The following is a 21,476-nucleotide window of genomic DNA, read 5'->3' as shown; positions in this document are numbered from 1 at the left end:
CGGCCTTGCGCCGGGTTTTTTCATGGCGAAGTGGCATTTTTGCTGCACCGCACACACAGAATCGCTTGCACTGAGATAGGGCATTGAGGCACACTTCGCTTCGCGCAAACGTTTGCGCAAAGCGTTTTACAAAAAAGCATTGCTCAGACGTGCTTGCCCAACCATACCCTGGAGACTGCCATGACATCCCGTATTCGCCTCAAAATGATCGCCGCCGCCGCCCTCGTGTGCGCCCTGCCTGCCCTGCCAGCGATGGCGCAGACGGCGGCCAAACCGAAGGTCGCGCTGGTGATGAAGTCGCTCGCCAACGAATTTTTCCTGACCATGGAAAACGGCGCCAAGGCGCACCAGAAAGCCAATGCCGCCAAGTACGACCTGCTGTCGAACGGCATCAAGGATGAAACCGACACCTCGAGCCAGATCAAGCTGGTCGAGCAGATGATCGTCTCGCGCGTGAACGCCCTGGTGATCGCACCGGCCGACTCGAAGGCGCTGGTGCCGGTGCTGAAGAAAGCCGTCGACGCGGGCATCCTGGTGGTCAATATCGACAACAAGCTCGACGACGCCGCCCTGAAAGAAAAAGGCATCTCGGTGCCATTCGTCGGCCCGGACAACCGCAAGGGCGCCAAGCTGGTCGGCGACTACCTGGCCAAGCAGATCAAGAAGGGCGACCAGGTCGCCATCATCGAAGGCGTCTCGACCACCTACAACGCGCAGCAGCGTACCCTGGGCTTCCAGGACGCCATGGCCACCGCCGGCGCGAAAGTCGTCAGCGTGCAGTCGGGCCAGTGGGAAATCGCGCCTGCCAACACGGTGGCCGCCGCCATGCTGAACGCCAACCCGAACATTACCGCCATCCTGGCCGGCAATGACAACATGGCCATCGGCGCCATCTCCGCCATCAAGGCCGCCGGCAAGACCGGTAAAGTGCTGGTGGTGGGCTACGACAATATCAACGCCATCAAGCCGATGCTGGCCGATGGCCGCGTGCTGGCTACCGCCGACCAGTTCGGTTCGCAGCAAGCCGTGTTCGGTATCGAAGCCGTGCTGAAAGCGCTGGCCGAGAAGAAAAAGCAAGCCCAGCTGGGCGGCACCATCGAAACCAAGGTGGAACTGGTCGCCAAGGGCGCCAAGTCCTGATCGTTTGATCCTGCCGGGGCCGCAGCTGTCGCCTGACAGCGGCGGCCCCGTTTGTCCTTTTACGCGGAGCCTCCATGCCTACCGACACTCTTGCGGCGCACGCTGCCGCCACTCCTTTGCTCACGCTCGATAATATCGGCAAGTCCTATGTCGGCCCCGTGCTGGGCGGCGTGGCCCTGCGTTTCATTCCCGGCCAGGTGCTGGCGCTGACGGGCGAAAACGGCGCGGGCAAGAGCACGCTGTCGAAGATCGTCTGCGGCCTGGAGCAAGCCACCACGGGCACCATGCTGCTCGACGGCAAACCGTATCAGCCTGCTTCGCGCGGCGCCGCCGAAGCGCTGGGCATCCGCATGGTGATGCAGGAACTCAATCTGATTCCGACCCTGTCGATCGCCGAAAACCTGTATCTGAAGAACTTGCCGCAGCGTTTCGGCTGGATCGACCGTGGCCGCCTCGAGCGCGACGCGCGCGAGCAGATGGAAAAAGTCGGCCTGGGCGCGCTCGACCCGTGGACCCTGGTGGGCGAGCTGGGCATCGGCCACCAGCAGATGATCGAGATCGCGCGCAACCTGATCGGCTCCTGCCGCCTGCTGGTGCTCGATGAACCGACCGCCATGCTGACGCACCGCGAAGTCGAACTGCTGTTCCTGCAAATCGAACGCCTGAAAGCCGAAGGCGTGGCCATCATCTATATTTCGCACCGCCTGGAAGAACTCAAGCGCGTGGCCGACCGTATCGCCGTGCTGCGCGACGGCCAACTGGTGTGCGACGACGATATCGCCGGCCATACGGCCGCCGACCTGGTGGGCCTGATGGTGGGCCGCTCGGCCGACGATGAAATCGACCTCAGTGGCCGTACCATCGGCGCACCCTTGCTGCGCGTGCGCGGCCTGGCGCGTGGCGACGTGGTGCACCCCACCTCGTTCGACCTGCGCGCCGGCGAGATCCTCGGTATCGCCGGCCTGATCGGCTCGGGCCGCACGGAATTGCTGCGCCTGATCTTTGGCGCCGACCGCGCCGACGCCGGCCAGGTCTTCCTCGGCGACAGCGAAACACCGGCCGTGCTCGGCTCGCCGCAGGCGGCCGTCAAAGCCGGCATCGCCATGATCACCGAAGACCGCAAGGGCCAGGGCCTGCTGCTGCGCCAGTCGATCGCCATCAACACCACCCTGGCCTCATTGGATACCGTGAACCGCGCCGGCTGGATGGACCATGCGGCGGAAGCCACGGTCGCCAATGACTATATCGGCCAGCTCGGCGTGCGTTCGCGCAACTGCGAGCAGGCCGTCGGCGAACTGTCGGGCGGCAACCAGCAAAAAGTGGTGATCGCGCGCTGGCTGTACCGCGACTGTCCCGTGATGCTGTTTGACGAGCCGACGCGCGGCATCGATATCGGCGCCAAGTTCGACATCTATCAAGTGCTGGCCGAACAGGCACGCCAGGGCAAGGGCCTGGTCATCGTCTCGAGCGACCTGCGCGAGCTGATGCTGATCTGCGACCGCATCGCCGTGATGAGCGCCGGCAAGATTGTCGACACCTTCGAGCGCGGCGCCTGGAGCCAGGATGCGCTGCTGTCGGCCGCCTTCTCCGGCTACATGAACACCCCTTCCACCCCCGCTGCGGCTTGACCCCGCCGGAAAGATTACCATGACAACACCTTCTTCTCCTTCGTATCTGCAGCGCAGCCTGGCCGACCTGAAAAACTATGCCGGCCTGATCGGCGCGCTGGTGGCCATGTGCGTGCTGTTTTCGTTTGCCAGCGAAAACTTCTTTACCCTGGCCACCCTCAGCACCCTGTCGAACAATATTCCGACCCTGGTGGTGATGGCGGTCGGCATGACGTTTATCCTGATTATCGGCGGCATCGACCTGTCGGTCGGCTCCGTCATGGCGCTGGCCGCCTCCGTCTTGTCGCTGGCGGTGGTGCACTGGGGCTGGCCGGTATGGAGCGCGGCCATGCTGGGCATGCTGGTGGCCGCCACTTGCGGCGCGATCACCGGATTGATTTCGGTCGGCTGGCGCATCCCCTCGTTTATTGTGTCCCTGGGCGTGCTGGAAATGGCGCGCGGCCTGGCGTACCAGGTGACCAATTCGCGCACCGAATATATCGGCGGCGCCGTGGAAGGCATCAGCTCGCCGATCGTGTTCGGTCTGTCGCCGGCCTTTATCGCCTCGATCGCCATCGTGGTCATCGGCCACCTGGTGCTGACGCGCACCGTGCTGGGCCGTCACTGGATCGGCATCGGTACCAATGAAGAAGCGGTGCGCCTGTCGGGCATCAATCCGAAACCATCGAAAGTGCTGGTGTTTGCGCTGATGGGCTTGCTGGCCGGCGTGGGCGCCCTGTTCCAGGTGTCGCGCCTGGAAGCGGCCGACCCGAACGGCGGCGTCGGCATGGAGCTGCAGGTGATCGCGGCGGTCGTAATCGGCGGCACCAGCCTGATGGGGGGCCGCGGCTCCGTGATCAGCACCTTTATCGGCGTGCTGATCATTTCCGTGCTGGAAGCGGGCCTGGCGCAGGTGGGCGTGTCGGAACCCGTGAAACGCATCGTCACGGGCCTGGTGATCGTCGCCGCCGTGGTGCTCGACACCTATCGCCGCCGCGGCGAACGCGCCTAAGCGTCCATCATGGCAACCATCAAACAGGTGGCACAGGTGGCGGGGGTGTCGTTTACCACCGTCTCGCATGTGCTCAACAACACGCGCCCCGTCAGCGACGAGGCGCGCGCGGCGGTGCTGGCGGCGGTGGAGCAGCTGCACTACGTGCCGAGCGCGCTGGCGCGCTCGTTGAAGTGCCGCAGCACCGGCACCATCGGCCTGATCATTCCTAACAATACCAATCCGTATTTTTCGGAAGTGGCGCGCGGCATCGAAGACAGCTGCTATGCGGCCGGCTACAGCGTGATCCTGTGCAATTCCGATGACGACCCGGTCAAGCAGCGCGAGTACCTGAACGTGCTGTTGACCAAGCGCTGCGATGGCCTGATCCTGTCCGCGCTGGCCGACCGCGACGGCGAATTGCTGCATAAAATGAAGGTGCCGGCCGTGCTGCTCGACCGCGCACCGTGCGACCTGTCGCTCGATTCGGTGGCGGTCGACAACCGCGCCGGCGGCCTGCTGGCCGCGCGCCATCTGCTGGGCCTGGGACGGCGCCGCATCGCCTGCATCGCTGGCCCGCGCGAGGTCGGCATTTCGAATGAACGCATCGACGGCGTGCGCGGCGCCCTGCAGGACGCCGGCGTGGCCTTCGATGATCTGCTGTGCCGCCACAGCGACTTTACCAGCGCCGGCGGCTATGCTGCCGCTTTGGCCCTGCTGGCCTTGCCCGCCGGCCAGCGCCCCGACGCCCTGTTTTGCTGCAATGATCTGATGGCGTTTGGCGCCCTGCGCGCCGCCGCCGAACTGGGCATCGCCGTGCCGGGCCAGCTGGCCGTGGTGGGCTTTGACGATATTGATCTCGCCAGCTTCGTGCATCCACCCTTGACCAGCGTGGCGCAAAATACGCGCGAGCTGGGCCATATCACGGCCGCCTGCCTGCTGGCGCGCATTGCCGAGCCCGACCTGCCGCGCCAGCAGCGCAGCGTGGCGCCGGTGCTGCATGTGCGCGGCTCGTCCGGCGGCCTTACTTTGACTTCACCTTTTACTGAACTGATGGGAATGACACCATGATCGTGGTTATCGGCAGCATTAATATGGACCTGGTCTTGCGCGTGCCGCGCATGCCGCTTCCCGGCGAAACCCTGACGGGCGGCGCCTTCCGTACCATTCCTGGCGGCAAGGGCGCCAACCAGGCCGTCGCCTGCGCGCGCATGAGCGGCAAGCTTGCCGCCGGTGGCCAGCAGGTGGCGATGGTGGCCTGCGTCGGCGACGACGAATTCGGCGCTACCCTGCGCGCCGCGCTGGTGGCGGACGGCATCATCGACCGCCATGTGACGACCGTGCCGGGCGTGGCGTCCGGCATCGCCTCGATCCTGGTGGACGACAACGGCCAGAACAGCATCGTGCTGGCCGGCGGCGCCAACGACTGCCTGAGCCCGGCGCATATCGATGCGGCCAGGGAACTGATCGAGCAGTCCGACATCGTCGTGCTGCAACTGGAAGTGCCGATGGAAACCGTGGTGCACGCGATTAAACTGGCGCGCTCGCTGGGCAAGACCGTGGTGCTGAACCCGGCCCCGGCGGCCAAGGTGCCGGCCGACGTGCTGGCGCTGGTCGACTATCTGATCCCGAACGAAATCGAAGCGGCCATGCTGGCCGGCGCCGAGGTCGATGCGAATGACGTCAAGGCGCTGGCCGCCGCGCTGCAGAAACAGGGCAGCGACAACATCATCATCACCCTGGGTGCCAAGGGCGTGCATGCGGCGCTGTATGGCGGCGACCATGATTTCCCTGCGCAAGCGGTGCAGGCGGTCGACACCACCGCCGCCGGCGACACCTTTATCGGCGGCTTCGTGGCCGGCCTGGCGTCCGGCCTGGACGAAGCCGAAGCGATCGCGCAAGGCCAGCGCGCGGCCGCCTGGAGCGTCACCAAGCCCGGTGCGCAAACCTCGATCCCCCATTTGCACGAACTGTTTTAATCCAGACCATGAAAAAATCACCGCTGCTCAATATCGCCCTGTCGCAACTGGTCGCCTCGCTGGGCCATGGCGACATGGTCGTCATCGGCGACGCCGGCCTGCCGTCGCAGCCCGGCGTGCCCCTGATCGACCTGGCCCTGACGCGTGGCATTCCCGGCTTTATCGACACGGTCACTACCGTGCTCAGCGAAATGCAGGTCGAGCACCATTTCCTGGCCACGGAATTGCCGCATCACAATCCAGCCATCGCCGAACAGGTGACCGCGCTGGGCCTGCCCGACGCGCGCCAGCTGTCGCACGAAGAATTCAAGCAACTGAGCAAACGGGCGCGTGCGATCGTGCGCACCGGTGAATGCAGCCCGTATGCGAATGTGATCCTGGTCGCTGGCGTGGTCTTCTGAACGCCATCCCCGTCCTGCCTTCCTGACTGCACCACGGCCGCCATTCCTGCCGCGGCGTCTCCCCCCTTGAAACACGCGCCTCCCGCCGCCAGTTGACACCTGGCCAGCGGGACGCGGCCCGTTGCCGTTCCCCCTTATACTCGTCCGGCTGGCTCTCCATCGATTCTTCCATCCACTGACCTAAAGAGGTGCATACATGGGCATTTTTACCAATATCTACAACAAGATTTTTCATCATGGCGACGCCGCCAAGCCTGCTGCCCCGGCAGCGCCAGCTGCTCCGGCGCCGGCCGCACCGGCCCCAGCCGCAGCACCGGCTCCCGCAGCCGCCCCGGCCGCGCCGGCGCAGCCGGTCGACGTGGAAGCTGTGCTGACCAGCCTGGCTGAAAAGAATCCGGAAAAACTCAACTGGCGCACCTCCATCGTCGACCTGCTGAAACTCCTGCAACTCGACAGCAGCCTGGCCTCGCGCAAGGAACTGGCGCAGGAATTGCATTTCACGGGCGACACCAATGACTCGGCCAGCATGAACATCTGGCTGCACCGCCAGGTGATGACCAAGCTGGCCGAAAACGGCGGCAAGGTGCCGGACGCGCTGAAAAACTGAGGTCTGTTCAATCCGATGGGAACTGCCTATGATGGGGTTCCCATACCGTCATGATAGCCAAAACCAATTGAATCTATTGTGACAATCAATTTTGAATATGGACTAAAACCCTTTACACTAGGGTCTTACTGATTCACCACACGAGAGGAAATGACCATGTCGCTCATCAACACCCAAGTTAAACCATTCAAGGCAACCGCATACCACAACGGCAAATTCGTCGATCTGACGGAAGAGTCCCTGAAAGGCAAGTGGTCGGTATTCGTGTTCTACCCAGCCGACTTCACCTTCGTTTGCCCAACCGAACTGGAAGACCTGGCCGACCATCACGCCGCATTCCAGCAACTGGGCGTGGACATCTACGGTATCTCGACCGATACCCACTTCGCCCACAAAGCATGGCATGACACCTCGGACGCGATCAAGAAAGTGCAATACGCACTGATCGGCGACCCGACCACCACCCTGTCGCGCAACTTTGAAGTGCTGATCGAAGAAGAAGGCCTGGCACTGCGCGGTACCTTCGTCATCAATCCTGACGGCTTCATCAAAGTGCTGGAAGTGCATGACAACGGCATCGGCCGTGACGCATCGGAACTGCTGCGCAAAGTCAAAGCCGCCCAATACGTGGCTTCCCACCCAGGCGAAGTGTGCCCAGCCAAATGGACCGAAGGCGCAGCAACCCTGACCCCATCGCTGGACCTGGTCGGCAAGATCTAAGTCTTGATGCAGCACGCAGCACACAAGTAGTTACCGCGATGCCGGACCGGGCGTCCGGTCCGGCAATCGCCTAAATATTTGTAAAGGAAGAAAAAATCATGTTAGACGCAACCCTCAAAACCCAACTGAAATCCTACCTGGAAAAAGTGGTGTATCCGCTTGAGCTGGTCGCTTCTCTCGATGACAGCGCAAAAGCCCGCGAGATGAAAGAATTGCTCCAGGAAATAGTCCTGTTGAGCGACAAGATCACGCTGGTCGAGCGCCTTGACGCCGGTGTACGCGCCCCGTCGTTCAGCATCAACCGTGCCGGCACCGATATCGGCGTGCGTTTCGCCGGTGTGCCGATGGGCCATGAATTTACCTCGCTGGTGCTGGCGCTGCTGCAAGTGGGCGGCCACACCATCAAGTTCGACGAGGCGGTGATCGAACAGATCCGCAACCTCGACGGCGATTTCGAGTTTGAAACCTTTATTTCGCTGTCCTGCCATAACTGCCCGGAAGTGGTGCAGGCCTTGAATGCCATGTCGGTGATCAACCCGCGCATCAAGGTCACCACCATCGACGGTGGCGTCTTCCCGAAAGAAGTCGAAGCACGCCAGATCATGGCCGTGCCGATGATGTTCCTGAACGGCCAGCATTTCGGCCAGGGCCGCACCAATGTCGAGGAAATCCTCGCCAAGCTCGACACCAATGCCGGCGCCCGCCAGGCGGAAGCACTGAGCAAGAAAGACGTGTTCGACGTGCTGATCGTCGGCGGCGGCCCCGCTGGCGCTGCGGCAGCGATCTACGCCGCCCGCAAAGGCATCAATACCGGCGTACTGGCCGAGCGTTTCGGCGGCCAGGTGCTCGACACCATGGCGATCGAGAACTTTATTTCGATCAAGGAAACCGACGGTCCGAAATTTGCCGTGGCGCTGGAACAGCACGTCAAGACCTATGACGTCGACATCATGAATACCCAGCGCGCCGCCAAGCTGACGCCGGGCAAATTGATCGAGATCGAAACGGCCGGTGGCGCGGTGCTGAAAGCCAAGACCGTGATCCTGGCGACCGGTGCCCGCTGGCGCGAAATCAATGTGCCGGGCGAGAAGGAATACCGCAACAAGGGTGTCGCCTACTGCCCGCACTGCGATGGCCCGCTGTTCAAGGGCAAGCGCGTGGCCGTGATCGGCGGCGGCAACTCGGGCGTGGAAGCGGCGATCGACCTGGCCGGCCTGGTGAAACACGTGACCCTGATCGAGTTCGGCGCGGAACTGCGCGCCGATGCGGTACTGCAACGCAAGCTGCACAGCATGGCCAATGTCACCGTGATCACCTCGGCGCAAACCACCGAGATCCACGGCGACGGCAAGATCGTCAATGGCCTCAGCTATACGGACCGCAGCAGCGGCGCGTCGAACAAGGTGGAGCTGGAAGGCGTGTTCGTGCAGATCGGCCTGGTGCCGAACACCGAATGGCTGAAGGGTACGCTGGCCTTGTCGCGCCACGGCGAGATCGAAGTGGACGCCCGTGGCCAGACCTCGATCCCCGGCGTGTTTGCGGCCGGCGACGTCACCACGGTGCCGTACAAGCAGATCATCATCGCCACCGGCGAAGGCGCGAAGGCAGCCCTGTCCGCCTTTGACCACCTGATCCGCTCGGGTGACGACGAGGTGGTGGAAGAGTCGGCCTCGCAGGAAGCCATGACGGCGTAAGCTGTCTTGCTTAAAAAAAACCGGAACCGCCGCCAGGCCGTTCCGGTTTTTTCATGGCTATTTGACTCAGGCGTCAACCTGCATGCAAGGGATTGCTAGCCACATACACCTTGATGCCGTCGACCGGCATGTCCTTCGGCGCGATGGTGGCCAGCGCGAACACGGTGAGGTGGCTGTCGGTGTCGAGATGCCAGCTGAAGCGCTGGCCGGCACGGACGATGGTGACGGTTTCGCCGCGCGTGACATTGATGTGGCGGGTATCGGGCTGCAGGACGATGGTGCGGCCGGCGTCGGACTCGGCTGCCGGACTGCCGTTGGGGCTGGACGCCTGGGCGGCGGTAAAAGCGAGGGCGCAGGCGAGCGCAAGGGCGGCGCGTGAGGTGTGAAACATGCAGGTCTCCGAAAGTGCCGGCCCGGGTAAGGGCCGTGTGTTGTGATGGAGCGCGCCGGGATCGCCGGCTGGCGCAGCCGGCATGCTAAGCCGGCTGGGCTTGAACTGCAAAGCGGTATTTCACAATTGCACGGTCGCCGCCAGCGGCAATTGCGGTGCCAGATGGCTGGTCAGCACGATGCACTGGCGCGCCAGGCGGCCCGGTTCGGCCAGGCGCTGGCGCAGATGCGCCATGGCATCGGCATCGAGGCCATTGAACGGTTCATCGACCAGCAGCAGCTTCACCGGCAAGGCCAGTGCCAGCGCCAGTTGCAGCTTTTTATGCTGGCCCAGCGACAGCGCGGTGACGCTTTGCCGCAAGGTCGGGCTCATGGCAAAGGCCTCCAGTTCGGCGTTCAGCAGGGCCTGGTCGCTGCCCGGATACAGGGCCAGGTGCAGGTCGAGCCATTCGTGTACTTGCAGCCAGGGCAGGGCGGGCGCGTCGCCACCGCAATAGAACGCCTGGGCGCGGTAGGCCAGCGGCATGCTGGCGCTGTCGAGTTCGTCCAGGCGAATGAGGCCCCGCGCGGGCAGCAGGGCGCCGCCCGCCAGTTTTAACAAAGTGGTTTTGCCGGCCCCGTTGGCGCCGCGCAGCCAGGTGATGCCGGGGCCGAACTGCAGATCGCGGTGCTGGAACACGCTGCGCGTGGCGAAATGAAAATCGAGCTGCTCGACCTGCAGCACGGGAGAAGACAGCTTCAATTCCATAATTCGCTTCCGATGGCGCTCAAGGCAAGGATGGACAGGGCGACCAGCACGACGCGCCCGCGCGCCGTCAGGCGGGTCAGGCCGACGATGGCCAGCAGGGCCAGGCTGGCGGTGATGGCATACACGCTGGTGACGCGGCGCAGCAGGGTGGCGGGGTCCAGGCAGTACAGCAACATGGCGGCGCCCAGCAGCACGGCAAGGGCGGGCAGCAGGCTGGCGGCGCAGGCCAGGCGGAGCACGGCGCCGCTGGCCACGGGCCAGGCGTCCAGTGATGGACGCAGCACGGCGATCTGCTCGCGCACGGCCTTGTCGCCACGGTCCGTCACAATGATCAGGCTGGCGCTGGCCAGCAAACCGAGTAGCGGCGCCGGCACCAGCGGCACGCGCAGCAGCCAGGCCAGCATGCTGGCGAGCGCGCCGGCCAGCAGCACGCTTTGCTGGACGCCAATCACATTCTCGTTGCGCCAGAACGGCAGCCAGAACAGCTGGCGCCACAGGAACAGGGTCGGCCAGCGGGGGCGGCGATATACATAGGCTGTCATGGTTGGCGTGTGCGCCTTTTGCGCCGGGCGTGGCGCGCGCAGGCGCAGCGCCATGATGCAGCTCGACAATAGCCAGGCCAGCAGCCACGCGCAAATGGTGGCGGCGATACCGGACGCGGCAATCGGGCGCAGCCAGGGCGGCGACTGCAGCAGCCAGATGCCGGCCGAAACGGCGTAGGCGATGCCCAGTGGCAGCATCAGCAGGCCGGCCACGGCGATATCGGCTTGCCGGCGCAAGCGGCGCGGCAAGGGCAGCTGGCGCAGCCATGCGGCGACAGGCGAGGGTAGCAGCCGCTTGCGCAGCAGCCAGGCGGGCAGGCAAGTGAGCAGGCTTTGCGCGCACAGCAGGCCCAGCGCGGCGGGCCAGGGCAGGGTCAAGGCAAGAAAGCCGGGCAGGGCGATGACGCTCAGCAGCGCCAGCAAGACGGGCCCGGCCAGGAACACGACGATTTCCATGGAGCTGGCCAGGCTGGCGGCAAATTGCAGCAAAGCATGATGAGCCAGCCGCAGCCGCAGGGCAATATAGGGATGTGTGCTGCTGGGCAAGCGCATGCGGGCAGAGGGGAGTGAGGGACAGCGCTGATTCTAGTGCATTTGCTGAGCTGAAATGGGAAAAGCCCTTCGGTTCAGAGAACCAAAGGGCTTTTCTTTTATTGGCGGAGCGGACGGGACTCGAACCCGCGACCCCCGACGTGACAGGCCGGTATTCTAACCAACTGAACTACCACTCCAAGCTCGTATGATCTGTGTTGCTGATCCATGAAGCACTGGACAGTTTTCTGATTTTGGTGGGTGCTGAGAGGCTCGAACTCCCGACCTACGCCTTGTAAGGGCGCCGCTCTACCAACTGAGCTAAGCACCCGCATACCCAGAAAACTATCCCGACGTTTGTCACCACGTCTGGAAGAGGCACTATTATAGAGGGCAGATTCCCGCTTGTGCAACTAAAAATGCAAAATTTTTTCAGGCAATAAATGGGGATGATTTTCTGGCGCGGAAATGGGAAAAGCCCTTCGGTTCAGAGAACCAAAGGGCTTTTCTTTTATTGGCGGAGCGGACGGGACTCGAACCCGCGACCCCCGACGTGACAGGCCGGTATTCTAACCAACTGAACTACCACTCCAAGCTCGTATGATCTGTGTTGCTGATCCATGAAGCACTGGACAGTTTTCTGATTTGGTGGGTGCTGAGAGGCTCGAACTCCCGACCTACGCCTTGTAAGGGCGCCGCTCTACCAACTGAGCTAAGCACCCAAAGCTTGCTTGTCTCAGAAAACCATCCCGACGTTTGTCACCACGTCTGGAAGAGGCGCTATTATAGGATGGCAAAAATCCTGTTGCAAGCGCTTTTTTCAAATTATTCCTTGATCTCCCATTGCGACAGCATCCAGGCCATGTTGAAGGCGTTTTCCTTGATGGCGTCATAGCGGCCCGAGGCGCCGCCATGGCCGGCGCCCATATTGGTTTTCAGCAGCAGCGGGTTGCTGTCCGTTTTATAGGCGCGCAGCTTGGCCACATACTTGGCCGGCTCCCAGTACATCACCTGGCTGTCGTTGAGGCCGGTGGTCACCAGCATCGCCGGATAAGCCTTGCGGGCGAGATTGTCATACGGCGAATAGCTGAGCATGTAGTCGTAGGCCGCCTTCTGGTTCGGGTCGCCCCATTCCAGGTATTCGCCGGTGGTGAGCGGCAGGCTGGCGTCCATCATGGTGTTCATCACGTCGACAAACGGCACGGCCGCGTGCACCGCGTGGAACAGTTCGGGGCGCAGGTTGACGACCGCGCCCATCAGCAGGCCGCCGGCGCTGCCGCCCTGGATGATCAGCCGGTTCGGGCTGGTCCATTTTTCGCGCACCAGGTAGTCGGCGCTGTCGATGAAGTCATTGAAGGTGTTTTTCTTCTTCATCAGCATGCCGTCTTCATGCCAGGCTTCGCCCATGTCGGTGCCGCCACGGATATGCGCCTGGGCATAGATCACGCCCCGCTCCAGCAGGCTGATGCGGCTGATGGCAAAGCTCGCTTCCGTCGAGATGCCATACGAGCCATACGAATACAGCAGCAGCGGCGCCGAGCCGTCGCGTTTGACGCCCTTCTTGTAGACGATCCACAGCGGCACCTGCACGCCGTCGCGCGCCTTGACCCACAAACGCTCGGTGGCATAGTGGCTGGCGTCATAGCCGCCGACGATTTCCTGCTGTTTCAGCACCGTGCGCTGGCCGTCCTTCATGTTGACGTCGATGACGGTCGGCGGCGTGATCGGCGACTGGTACGACATGCGATAGTGGGTCGCATTGAATTCCGGCGTGCCGGCCGCGTTGGCCAGGTAGACCGGGTCGTCGAATTTGACGGTCTTCCACTGCTTGCTCTTGAAGTCATAAATACGGGCGCGGTTCAGGGCGCGCGCCTTTTCCATCACCACTAGGTAATCCTGGAACACATCGAGCGACTTGATGACGGCGTCCTTGTCGTGCGGCACCAGCGGACGCCAGTGCTTCGGCTGCGGGGTGCTCAGCGGCGCGCTGACGATGCGGAAGTTTTTCGCGTCCTTGTTGGTCAGAATATACAACTGGCCGTCGCGGTGCTCGACGCTGTAGCGGTGGCCTTTTTCGCGTGGCAATACCAGCTGGAATTGGCCGTCGGGCGTGGCCGTGGACAGCAGGCGCACGTCGCTGGTATCGGTGCTGCCGGCGCGCAAAACAAAAAACTGCTTGTCCTGCGTGCGGTTGATGCTGATGGAAAATTGCTCGATCGCCTCGTGGTACACCTGCTGCGGCGCGCCGCCCAGGTCCAGGCGGAACAGCCGGTCCGAACGCTTGGTGGTGGCGTCTTCCTGTACCAGCATCAGCGTGGCGTTGTTGGCCGCCCAGGCCAGCGAGGTGACGCGCGGCATGGTGTCACTGAGCAGCTTGCCGGTGTTCAGATCCTTGATGTGCAGCTCGTACTGGCGAAAGCCGGTGGTATCGGTGGTGTAGGCCAGCAACTGTTCATTCGGGCTGACGGCGAATGCGCGCACCGAAAAGAAGGTGTGGCCTTCGGCCAGCTGGTTCTGGTCCAGCAGGATTTCCTCTGCCGCTTGCGCGTCATAGGCGCCGTTGGTGCCAAGCGGGCGGCGGCAGTTGATCGGATATTGCTTGCCCGCTTCGGTGCGCGTGTAATAGTAAAAATTGCCCATGCGTACAGGCACGGACAGATCCACTTCCTGCATGCGGCCCTTGATCTCGCCGAACAGCTTGTCGGCCAACGGCTGTATCGGGGCCGTCACGGCGGCCGTGTAGGCGTTTTCCGCATTCAGGTAATCGATCACGGCGGGATCGGTCTTTTTTTGCAGCCAGCGGTAGTCGTCGGTCACGACAGTGCCGTGGCGGGTTTCCTGCCAGGCAGATTTGGCGGCGACAGGTGGGGAAGTAACGGCGTCGGCCGCCGTCGCCAGTGGCGCCAGGGTGGACAGCAGCAGGGCCGGCAGGCTCATGGCCAGGCGGACGGTGTGTGAATAGCGTGATAGGCGAGACAAGGCAACTCCTTTGTAGTGTTGTGGCAAGATTCTATTCTTGCTACTCAGAAATGCAACCGCTGATCTTGCCGGCCCGTTTCAACTTGCCAGAATTGCCGTTTCGGGTAATACTGTATGCATGAACAGTATCTTGCCGCCATCGTGCCGCGGCAGGCCCAACCGCCGCGAGGTGTCCTTGACCGCATCTGCTCCGCCACTCTCTGAAACATCCTCCGCGCGCCGCTGGATCGCGCACCTGGATATGGACGCCTTTTTCGCCTCCGTGGAACTGCTGAAATATCCGGAACTGCGCGGCGAAGCCGTCGTCATCGGCGGCGGGCGCCTGCAGCAGCCGGTCTTGCAGGCGGACGGCACGCGCCAGTACGCCCGCATGCGCGATTACGTGGGGCGCGGCGTGGTCACCACCTCGACCTATGCGGCGCGCGCGTTTGGCGTGTTTTCGGCGATGGGCATCATGAAGGCGGCCAAGCTGGCGCCCGACAGCATCTTGCTGCCGGCCGACTTCGAGGCCTACCGCGAGTATTCGGCCCGCTTCAAGCAGGCGGTGGCGAACCTGGCGCCGGTGATCCAGAACGTCGGCATCGATGAAATCTATATCGACCTGACCGCACATGGCGAAGACGCGCCGGCGTTTGCGGCCAGGCTGAAAGCGGCCGTGTCCGAGGCCACCGGCCTGTCGTGCTCGATTGGTCTCGCGCCGAACAAATTGCTGGCAAAAATCTGTTCCGACCTGGAAAAGCCGGACGGGCTGACGATCTTGCATCCGCAGGATCTGGAAAGCCGCGTGTGGCCCTTGCCGGCCAAAAAGATCAACGGCATCGGCCCGAAAGCCACCGCCAAGCTCGAGGCGATGGGGATAGTCACCATCGGCGAACTGGCGCAGGCTGATCTGGCCACGCTGCGCACCCAGTTTGGCGATGTGTATACGGGCTGGCTGCACCAGGCGGCGCTGGGCATCGATGACCGCCCGGTGCAGACCAGCCGCGAAACCAAGTCGGTCAGCCGCGAAACCACGTTCGAGCGCGACCTGCAGGTGGTGCGCGACCGCGCCGTGCTGTCGGAGAAACTGGAAAGCCTGTGCACGCGGGTGGCGGGCGACCTCGACAAGCAGGCGCTGGTCGGGCGCACGGTGGGCATCAAATTGCGCTTCGAAGATTTCAGTACGGTCACGCGCGATATCACCTTGCCCAGCGCCACGGCGGACGCGGCGGCGATCCTGCGCGCCACCCGCGACTGCCTGCGGCGGGTGCCGTTCGAAAAGAAAATCCGCCTGCTGGGGGTGCGCATTTCCACCCTGTGCGACCCGTCCCAGGCAGCCCGGCAGACGCCGGCCCAGGCCGAGCTGTTCCCCGCCCTGTAGCGCCGGCACCCCTGTATTACCAGCAAAACACCGGACTCTCGTTTGACCGCAGCGCCGGGTCGAAAGTGTAGAATGGCATCCTATTAGCTCCAACGAAACAACCGGAAGACAAAAACTATGTGGTTCAAGAATCTTCAGATTTACCGCCTGCCCGCACCGTGGGCTTACACGCCAGAACAGCTGGAAGAGGCACTGTCCTCGAACAAATTTACGCCGGCCACCAGCATGGACCTGATGCGCCAGGGCTGGGATACGCCACGCCCGAACGGCGGCCTGGTCCACGTGGTCAACAAACAGATGCTGATCCTGCTGGGCACGGAAAAGAAACTGCTGCCGGCCACCGTCATCAACCAGGTCGCCAAGGCCCGCGCCGCTGAAATGGAAGAAGCGCAAGGCTTTGCCCCGGGCAAGAAAGCCATGAAGGAACTGAAAGAGCGCGTGGCCGACGAACTGCTGCCGCGCGCCTTCAGCATCCGCAGCAATGTGTGGACCTGGATCGACCCGGTCAATGGCTGGCTGGTGGTCGATGCGGCCAGCCCGGCGAAAGCCGACGAAGTGATCAAATTGCTGCTCAAGGCCGTCGACAAATTGCCGCTGGAAAGCCTGCGCGTGCAGCGTTCGCCGGTGGCGGTGATGACGGAATGGCTGCAGGCCGACGATGCGCCGGCCGGCTTTACGGTCGACATGGATACGGAATTGCGCGCCACCGGCGAGAGCAAGGCCACCGTGCGCTATGTGCGCCACACCCTGGAAGCGGACGACGTGCGCCGCCATATCGCGGCCGGCAAGCAGTGCACGCGCCTGGCCATGACGTGGAACGACAAGATCTCGTTCGTGCTGACGGAATCGCTGGCGATCAAAAGCATCAAGCCGCTCGACGTGATCAAGGAAACCGAATCGAGCACCAAGAACGACGAAGAACGTTTCGACGGCGACATGATGCTGATGACGGGCGAGCTGAGCAAACTGATGGCCGACGTGGTCGAAGCACTGGGCGGCGAAGCGACGGCGTAAGCGTTGCCGTTACCGTTAGCGTAAAAAAAGGAGCCGCGGCTCCTTTTTTTGTGCTGGATGAGACAGCGCTTACAAGGGCTGGAACACGCCGGCGGCGCGGTTCTTCTGCACATTGTCCCAGGCAAAGATCTGTCCGTTCATCGCCACGTAGACGCCGGCCGGCAGAGCCTGCGCCACGCCGCAGGCAAAGCCCAGGTTGAACAGGGCGTCGGAGTTGGCGATTTCATACGGAATCATGGCGCCCGTCAGGATAATGGTCTGCTGCAACTGCGCCGCGCCCAGCACCTGTGCCGTTTCGCGCATGGTGTCGGTGCCGTGGATGATGACGATGGCTTTTTCATGCGCCGCGCGGCACGAGGCCAGCACGCGCTGGCGGTCGGCATCCTGCATGTCGAGCGAGTCGAGCAGCGGCAGTTGCTCCAGCGCCACCGGCGCCGTCATGCGCGCGCGCGCGATGGCGGCCGGCAAATGACTGTCGGAAAAACCCAGGGTGCCGTTCAATTCATTGTAATGCTTGTCGAAAGTGCCGCCGGTGGCGAGGATGCGCAAGGTCATGATGTGGTCACGATGTCAGTGGAGAATGACGCGCATGATAGCGTGAATGGCGATGCCTGGGCGAGTAAGCTTGTTGACCCGCATCTGGAAAATTCGGCCATCTGTGGGTACACTTGCTTCTTTGCTCCCGCTCCGGCTTGATGATTCCCCATGAAAGCGCTTGCTCCCGGCACCGTCATTTTTCACCGCCATCGCGGTTATGGCGTGATCACGTCCGTCAACTTGCTGACCGGCTGGATCGCCGCGCGTTTCGGCAGCGAAGCGCGCACCCTGGACCTGAACCTGTCCACCGATGACGTCGAATTTGCCGATGGCGAAGCGATCCGCTTTCGCCGCGCGCCGCCGGACCGCATGCCGCATGCGCGCCTGATGGCCATGGTGCGCGAATTGCACCGCGCCGGATATCAAAAGCTGTATCTGTATTCCTGGCCGAAACCGTCGGGCCTGCACTGGCGCTGGCATTTGTTTACCGGGCCGCGCGACTGGATGCAGCGGCCCTGGCGCGAAGGCTGGTATGGCTCGGGTGCCGACTACAACGTCAATCCCGTGATGGGCTGGGGCGATACCCCGGGCGCCACCACCGCCGAGCTGGTCGACGCGCTGGCGCGCTTCGATCCGCAAGGCCTGGCCCAGGCGCTGGGCCGCGATGAAGACCATGCGGCCTGGTTCGCGCAGGTCTGCGACGCCTTGCTGCCCAACTATATGTACAGCCTGGACATGCCGCGCGAACCGGGCGCCCCCCTGCCCGAGATGCCGCCGGTGCCGGTGATTGCCGTGCGCGCCGGCTTGCCGGCTTACGCCGGTCCCGTGCTGGCCTGGCCACCGGGCTGGACCGGCCTGTGGTCGCGCCCGCATGTGCTGCCGTTGCCGCCCGTCAGCATCACGGGCGAGCCGGACCTGCTCAAGGGTTTCCAGCGCTCCTGAACGCCAGCTGGCGCGCATGCGCCAGCACCTCGGGATTGAGCAGGCGCGTGCATTGCCCGCGTTCGAAGTCGACGATGTTTTGCAGGGCATAGCTGAAATACAGCTCATAGCCGTCACGCTCCACGTAGCCCAGGTGCGGCGTGGCCAGCACATTGGGCAGCTGCAACAGCGGTGATGTGGGCGGCAACGGTTCGTCCGTAAACACGTCGAGCGCGGCCGCGCCCGGGCGCCCTTGCGGCAGGGCCGCTTCCAGGGCACCATCGGCCACCAGTTCGGCGCGGCTGGTATTGACGAACAGGGCCGTCGGCTTCATGCGCGCCAGGTCCTGCGCCGTGACGATGCCACGCGTCTTGTCGGACAGGCGCAGGTGCAGGCTGAGCACATCGGCCTGCGCAAAAAAGTCCTCGCGCGACTCGGCCGCCGTGTCGCCGGCTGCCACCGCCGCCGTGCGGCTCGCTTCGCTGCCCCATATCAGCACCCGCATGCCGAACGCGCGGCCATAGCCGGCCACCAGCTGGCCGATCTTGCCGTAGCCCCAGATACCGAGGGTGCGGCCCTTGAGCGCCGTGCCCAGGGTGTTCTGCGCCGGTTCCAGCGAGGCCATCTGCCACAAGCCCTCTTTCAGGTTCTGCGCGTACGGCACGATCTTGCGCTGGGCCGCCATGATCAAGGCCCAGGTCAGTTCGGCCGGCGCCGTGGGTGAGCCGACGCCTTCGGCAATCGCGATGCCCAGCTCGGTAGCGGCGGCCACATCCACATGGCCGCTGACCTTGCCCGTTTGCGACAACAGTTTCAAATTGGGCAGCTTGGCCAGCAGGGCGCGGTTGAAACTGCTGCGCTCGCGTATCAATACCAGGGCGTCGAACGGCGCCAGGCGGATCGCCAGCTGGCCCAGGCCGCGCGCCGTGTTGCTGAACACTTTGACGTCGTGTCCTGCCGTTAATTTGAAACAATCGAGGCCGCGCACGGCATCCTGATAATCATCGAGTATGGCAATTTTCATGGAGGTTGACCGATTTTAATGTGAATTTGGTAGGGAAATAACAGGATACGGGTAATGCCGAATAGCCTACTACATTAGTCGGACTATTCTCCTACATTTTTGCGAGAATAGCGGTTTGACGGGTGTACAATCGCCGACACTTTGCTACATCCTGGTGCATGCACCGCGCGTCCACCAGGCGCAAACACCGCCGCCGGCGCCATGCGCCGCGGCCGGCACGACCAGCCAGACTGCCAGCGTGAGCGCGCCGCGGCAGGGCTGTCTGCCGGAACCACCAGAATTTCTTAATTGGTATTGGAGGTAATATGAATCAGCCCGTCATGGGTGGCGTTGCCACACTCAACGTTCCAGCTTATATTAAACAACAGAAACTGATCAACTGGGTGGCGGAGATTGCCGCGCTGACCAAACCCGATCGTATCTACTGGTGCGACGGCTCGCAGGAAGAGTACGAGCGCCTGTGTGCCGAGATGGTGGCCAGCGGCACCATGAAAAAACTGAACGCCGACAAGCGCCCGAATTCCTACCTGGCCTGTTCCGACCCGAGCGACGTGGCCCGTGTCGAAGACCGTACCTATATCTGCTCGGCAACGAAAGAAGCGGCCGGTCCGACCAATAACTGGACCGAACCGGGCGAGATGCGCCACACCCTGAGCGGCCTGTTCGACGGTTGCATGCAGGGCCGCACCATGTATGTGGTGCCGTTTTCGATGGGCCCGCTCGGTTCGCCGATCGCCCATATCGGCGTGGAACTGTCCGATTCACCGTATGTTGCCGTCAACATGAAAATCATGACCCGCATGGGTCGTGCCGTCTACGACGTGCTGGGCACCGATGGCGAGTTCGTGCCATGCGTGCACAGCGTGGGCGCGCCCCTGGCCGCCGGCCAGGCCGATGTGAAATGGCCATGCAACAGCACCAAATACATCGTGCATTTCCCGGAAACGCGCGAAATCTGGTCCTACGGTTCCGGCTACGGCGGCAATGCCTTGCTGGGCAAGAAGTGCTTCGCCCTGCGCATCGCCTCGAACATGGGCTACCAGGAAGCGCAAGCATCCGCAGACGCACCAGGCTGGCTGGCCGAACACATGCTGATCCTCGGTGTCGAGTCACCGGAAGGCAAGAAGCACTATGTGGCGGCGGCCTTCCCATCGGCCTGCGGCAAGACCAACTTCGCCATGCTGATTCCACCGGCCAGCTTCCAGGGCTGGAAAGTGACCACCATCGGCGACGATATCGCCTGGATCAAGCCCGGCGCCGATGGCCGCCTGTACGCCATCAACCCGGAAGCGGGCTATTTTGGCGTGGCGCCCGGCACCAATGAAAAAACCAATTTCAACTGCATGGCCTCGATGCGTGAAAACACCATCTTCACCAACGTCGCGCTGACCGACGACGGCGACGTCTGGTGGGAAGGCTTGACGAAAGAAGCGCCGAGCCATCTGATCGACTGGCAGGGCAAGGACTGGACGCCGCAATCCGGTACCAAGGCCGCCCATCCGAACGCCCGCTTCACCGTTGCCGCGACGCAAAACCCGGTGATCGACGCCGCCTGGGACGACCCGGCCGGCGTGCCGATCTCGGCCTTCATCTTTGGCGGGCGCCGCTCGACCACCGTGCCTTTAGTGACCGAAGCGCGCAACTGGGTCGAAGGCGTCTACATGGCCGCCACCATGGGTTCCGAAACCACGGCCGCCGCCGTGGGCCAGATGGGCGTGGTGCGACGCGATCCATTTGCCATGTTGCCATTTATCGGCTATAACATGAGCGACTATTTCCAGCACTGGCTGGACATGGGCGTGAAAGTGGGCAAGGTCAACCCGGCCGCGCTGCCGAAGATCTATTGCGTCAACTGGTTCCGTACCGACGAAGCAGGCAAATTCGTCTGGCCCGGTTTTGGCGACAATATGCGCGTGCTGAAATGGATGCTGGAACGCATCGACGGCAAGACGGGCGGCGTGGAAAACCTGTTCGGCACCACGCCCGAATACGGCGACCTGAACTGGGACGGCCTGCCGTTCACGCAAGAACAATTCGACACCATCACCTCGATCGACAAGGCGGCGTGGGTGGAAGAATTGAAATTGCATACGGAATTGTTTGAAAAGCTGGCGTATCATCTGCCGCAGGCCTTGGCCGACAACAAGGCGGCGCTCGAGCAGCGCCTGGCAGGGTAAGAGTTTTAGCAGGGGGAGACGCACGCTGGCAAAGACCGGTGTGTGATACAAAGACACGCCGGCAATGACTGGCGTGCTGAAAAGGGAAACGGCGCGGATTGCATGAGCAATACG

The 21,476-nt window shown here is 62.9% G+C and carries 19 protein-coding genes and 4 tRNA genes; 13 read left to right on the top strand and 10 right to left on the bottom strand.

Annotated elements, in window-relative coordinates:
* Window positions 1–180: 180 nt before the first annotated feature.
* The 9 genes from ACP7B7_RS21035 to ahpF all read left to right on the top strand — a co-directional run bounded on the left by ACP7B7_RS21035 (window position 181) and on the right by ahpF (window position 9,139).
* Window positions 181–1,140 (top strand): sugar ABC transporter substrate-binding protein, encoded by a 960-nt coding sequence (locus ACP7B7_RS21035; protein ID WP_426077961.1) that lies wholly within the window; start codon window positions 181–183, stop codon window positions 1,138–1,140.
* A 74-nt stretch (window positions 1,141–1,214) separates the two neighbouring features.
* Window positions 1,215–2,768 (top strand): sugar ABC transporter ATP-binding protein, encoded by a 1,554-nt coding sequence (locus ACP7B7_RS21030; protein WP_426077960.1) that lies wholly within the window; start codon window positions 1,215–1,217, stop codon window positions 2,766–2,768.
* 19 nt (window positions 2,769–2,787) lie between these two features.
* Window positions 2,788–3,759, top strand: coding sequence for an ABC transporter permease (locus ACP7B7_RS21025; RefSeq protein ID WP_308923029.1), 972 nt, complete (start codon window positions 2,788–2,790; stop codon window positions 3,757–3,759).
* 9 nt (window positions 3,760–3,768) lie between these two features.
* A complete protein-coding gene (locus ACP7B7_RS21020) occupies window positions 3,769–4,809 on the top strand; it encodes a LacI family DNA-binding transcriptional regulator (protein WP_426077959.1) in 1,041 nt (346 codons plus the stop codon).
* Window positions 4,806–5,717, top strand: coding sequence for a ribokinase (gene rbsK / locus ACP7B7_RS21015; RefSeq protein WP_426077958.1), 912 nt, complete (start codon window positions 4,806–4,808; stop codon window positions 5,715–5,717). The genes ACP7B7_RS21020 and rbsK overlap by 4 nt, the downstream gene beginning before the upstream one ends.
* Before the next feature lie 8 nt (window positions 5,718–5,725).
* Window positions 5,726–6,118: a D-ribose pyranase gene (gene rbsD / locus ACP7B7_RS21010; RefSeq protein WP_426077957.1), complete on the top strand. Its 393-nt coding sequence runs from the start codon at window positions 5,726–5,728 to the stop codon at window positions 6,116–6,118.
* 196 nt (window positions 6,119–6,314) lie between these two features.
* Window positions 6,315–6,725 (top strand): DUF3597 domain-containing protein, encoded by a 411-nt coding sequence (locus ACP7B7_RS21005; RefSeq protein WP_308923025.1) that lies wholly within the window; start codon window positions 6,315–6,317, stop codon window positions 6,723–6,725.
* Window positions 6,726–6,881: 156 nt separating this feature from the next.
* A complete protein-coding gene (gene ahpC / locus ACP7B7_RS21000) occupies window positions 6,882–7,445 on the top strand; it encodes an alkyl hydroperoxide reductase subunit C (protein ID WP_308923024.1) in 564 nt (187 codons plus the stop codon).
* Window positions 7,446–7,543: 98 nt separating this feature from the next.
* A complete protein-coding gene (gene ahpF / locus ACP7B7_RS20995) occupies window positions 7,544–9,139 on the top strand; it encodes an alkyl hydroperoxide reductase subunit F (RefSeq protein ID WP_426077956.1) in 1,596 nt (531 codons plus the stop codon).
* 73 nt (window positions 9,140–9,212) lie between these two features.
* On the opposite strand, the gene ACP7B7_RS20990 is transcribed toward ahpF, so the two are convergent.
* The 8 genes from ACP7B7_RS20990 to ACP7B7_RS20955 form a co-directional block, all read right to left on the bottom strand.
* A complete protein-coding gene (locus tag ACP7B7_RS20990; RefSeq protein WP_308923022.1) occupies window positions 9,213–9,530 on the bottom strand; it encodes a CzcE family metal-binding protein in 318 nt (105 codons plus the stop codon).
* Window positions 9,531–9,650: 120 nt separating this feature from the next.
* Window positions 9,651–10,277 carry an ATP-binding cassette domain-containing protein gene (locus tag ACP7B7_RS20985; protein WP_308923021.1) on the bottom strand — a complete coding sequence of 209 codons (627 nt, stop codon included), beginning with the start codon at window positions 10,275–10,277 and terminating at the stop codon, window positions 9,651–9,653.
* The gene (locus ACP7B7_RS20980; protein ID WP_308923020.1) at window positions 10,268–11,308 is read right to left on the bottom strand and encodes a hypothetical protein; all 1,041 of its coding nucleotides are present in this window, start codon (window positions 11,306–11,308) and stop codon (window positions 10,268–10,270) included. Before ACP7B7_RS20980 ends, ACP7B7_RS20985 begins: the two co-directional genes overlap by 10 nt.
* 165 nt (window positions 11,309–11,473) lie before the next feature.
* A tRNA-Asp gene (locus ACP7B7_RS20975) sits at window positions 11,474–11,550 on the bottom strand.
* A 55-nt stretch (window positions 11,551–11,605) separates the two neighbouring features.
* Window positions 11,606–11,681 (bottom strand) — tRNA-Val (locus ACP7B7_RS20970).
* Between the two features lie 184 nt (window positions 11,682–11,865).
* Window positions 11,866–11,942, bottom strand: a tRNA-Asp gene (locus ACP7B7_RS20965).
* A gap of 54 nt (window positions 11,943–11,996) precedes the next feature.
* Window positions 11,997–12,072 (bottom strand) — tRNA-Val (locus ACP7B7_RS20960).
* Between the two features lie 103 nt (window positions 12,073–12,175).
* Window positions 12,176–14,329: a S9 family peptidase gene (locus ACP7B7_RS20955; RefSeq protein ID WP_426077955.1), complete on the bottom strand. Its 2,154-nt coding sequence runs from the start codon at window positions 14,327–14,329 to the stop codon at window positions 12,176–12,178.
* A gap of 118 nt (window positions 14,330–14,447) precedes the next feature.
* Between ACP7B7_RS20955 and dinB the strand changes: the two genes are divergently transcribed.
* Together dinB and ACP7B7_RS20945 are read left to right on the top strand one after the other, a co-directional pair.
* Window positions 14,448–15,689, top strand: a complete 1,242-nt coding sequence (gene dinB / locus ACP7B7_RS20950) for a DNA polymerase IV (protein ID WP_426077954.1) — start codon at window positions 14,448–14,450, stop codon at window positions 15,687–15,689.
* 117 nt (window positions 15,690–15,806) lie between these two features.
* The gene (locus ACP7B7_RS20945; RefSeq protein WP_308923018.1) at window positions 15,807–16,703 is read left to right on the top strand and encodes a recombination-associated protein RdgC; all 897 of its coding nucleotides are present in this window, start codon (window positions 15,807–15,809) and stop codon (window positions 16,701–16,703) included.
* Window positions 16,704–16,772: 69 nt separating this feature from the next.
* Here the strand turns inward: ACP7B7_RS20945 and ACP7B7_RS20940 are convergent, their stop codons facing one another.
* Window positions 16,773–17,258 carry an asparaginase domain-containing protein gene (locus tag ACP7B7_RS20940; protein ID WP_308923017.1) on the bottom strand — a complete coding sequence of 162 codons (486 nt, stop codon included), beginning with the start codon at window positions 17,256–17,258 and terminating at the stop codon, window positions 16,773–16,775.
* 150 nt (window positions 17,259–17,408) lie between these two features.
* Between ACP7B7_RS20940 and ACP7B7_RS20935 the strand changes: the two genes are divergently transcribed.
* A complete protein-coding gene (locus ACP7B7_RS20935) occupies window positions 17,409–18,182 on the top strand; it encodes an L-asparaginase (RefSeq protein WP_308923016.1) in 774 nt (257 codons plus the stop codon).
* Here the strand turns inward: ACP7B7_RS20935 and ACP7B7_RS20930 are convergent.
* Complete coding sequence (locus ACP7B7_RS20930) at window positions 18,160–19,185, bottom strand: D-2-hydroxyacid dehydrogenase family protein (protein ID WP_308923015.1); 1,026 nt, start codon at window positions 19,183–19,185, stop codon at window positions 18,160–18,162. The two genes, ACP7B7_RS20935 and ACP7B7_RS20930, sit on opposite strands and share 23 nt — an antisense overlap.
* A gap of 305 nt (window positions 19,186–19,490) precedes the next feature.
* On the opposite strand from ACP7B7_RS20930, the gene ACP7B7_RS20925 reads away from it, so the two are divergent.
* Window positions 19,491–21,362, top strand: coding sequence for a phosphoenolpyruvate carboxykinase (GTP) (locus ACP7B7_RS20925; RefSeq protein ID WP_308923014.1), 1,872 nt, complete (start codon window positions 19,491–19,493; stop codon window positions 21,360–21,362).
* Window positions 21,363–21,476: the final 114 nt, after the last annotated feature.

It is taken from the genome of Janthinobacterium sp. PSPC3-1 (genome assembly GCF_049896105.1).
Taxonomy (GTDB): Bacteria; Pseudomonadota; Gammaproteobacteria; order Burkholderiales; family Burkholderiaceae_D; genus Janthinobacterium.
Note: the sequence above shows the minus strand (reverse complement) of the source record. Positions and strands in the feature narration are given on the sequence as shown.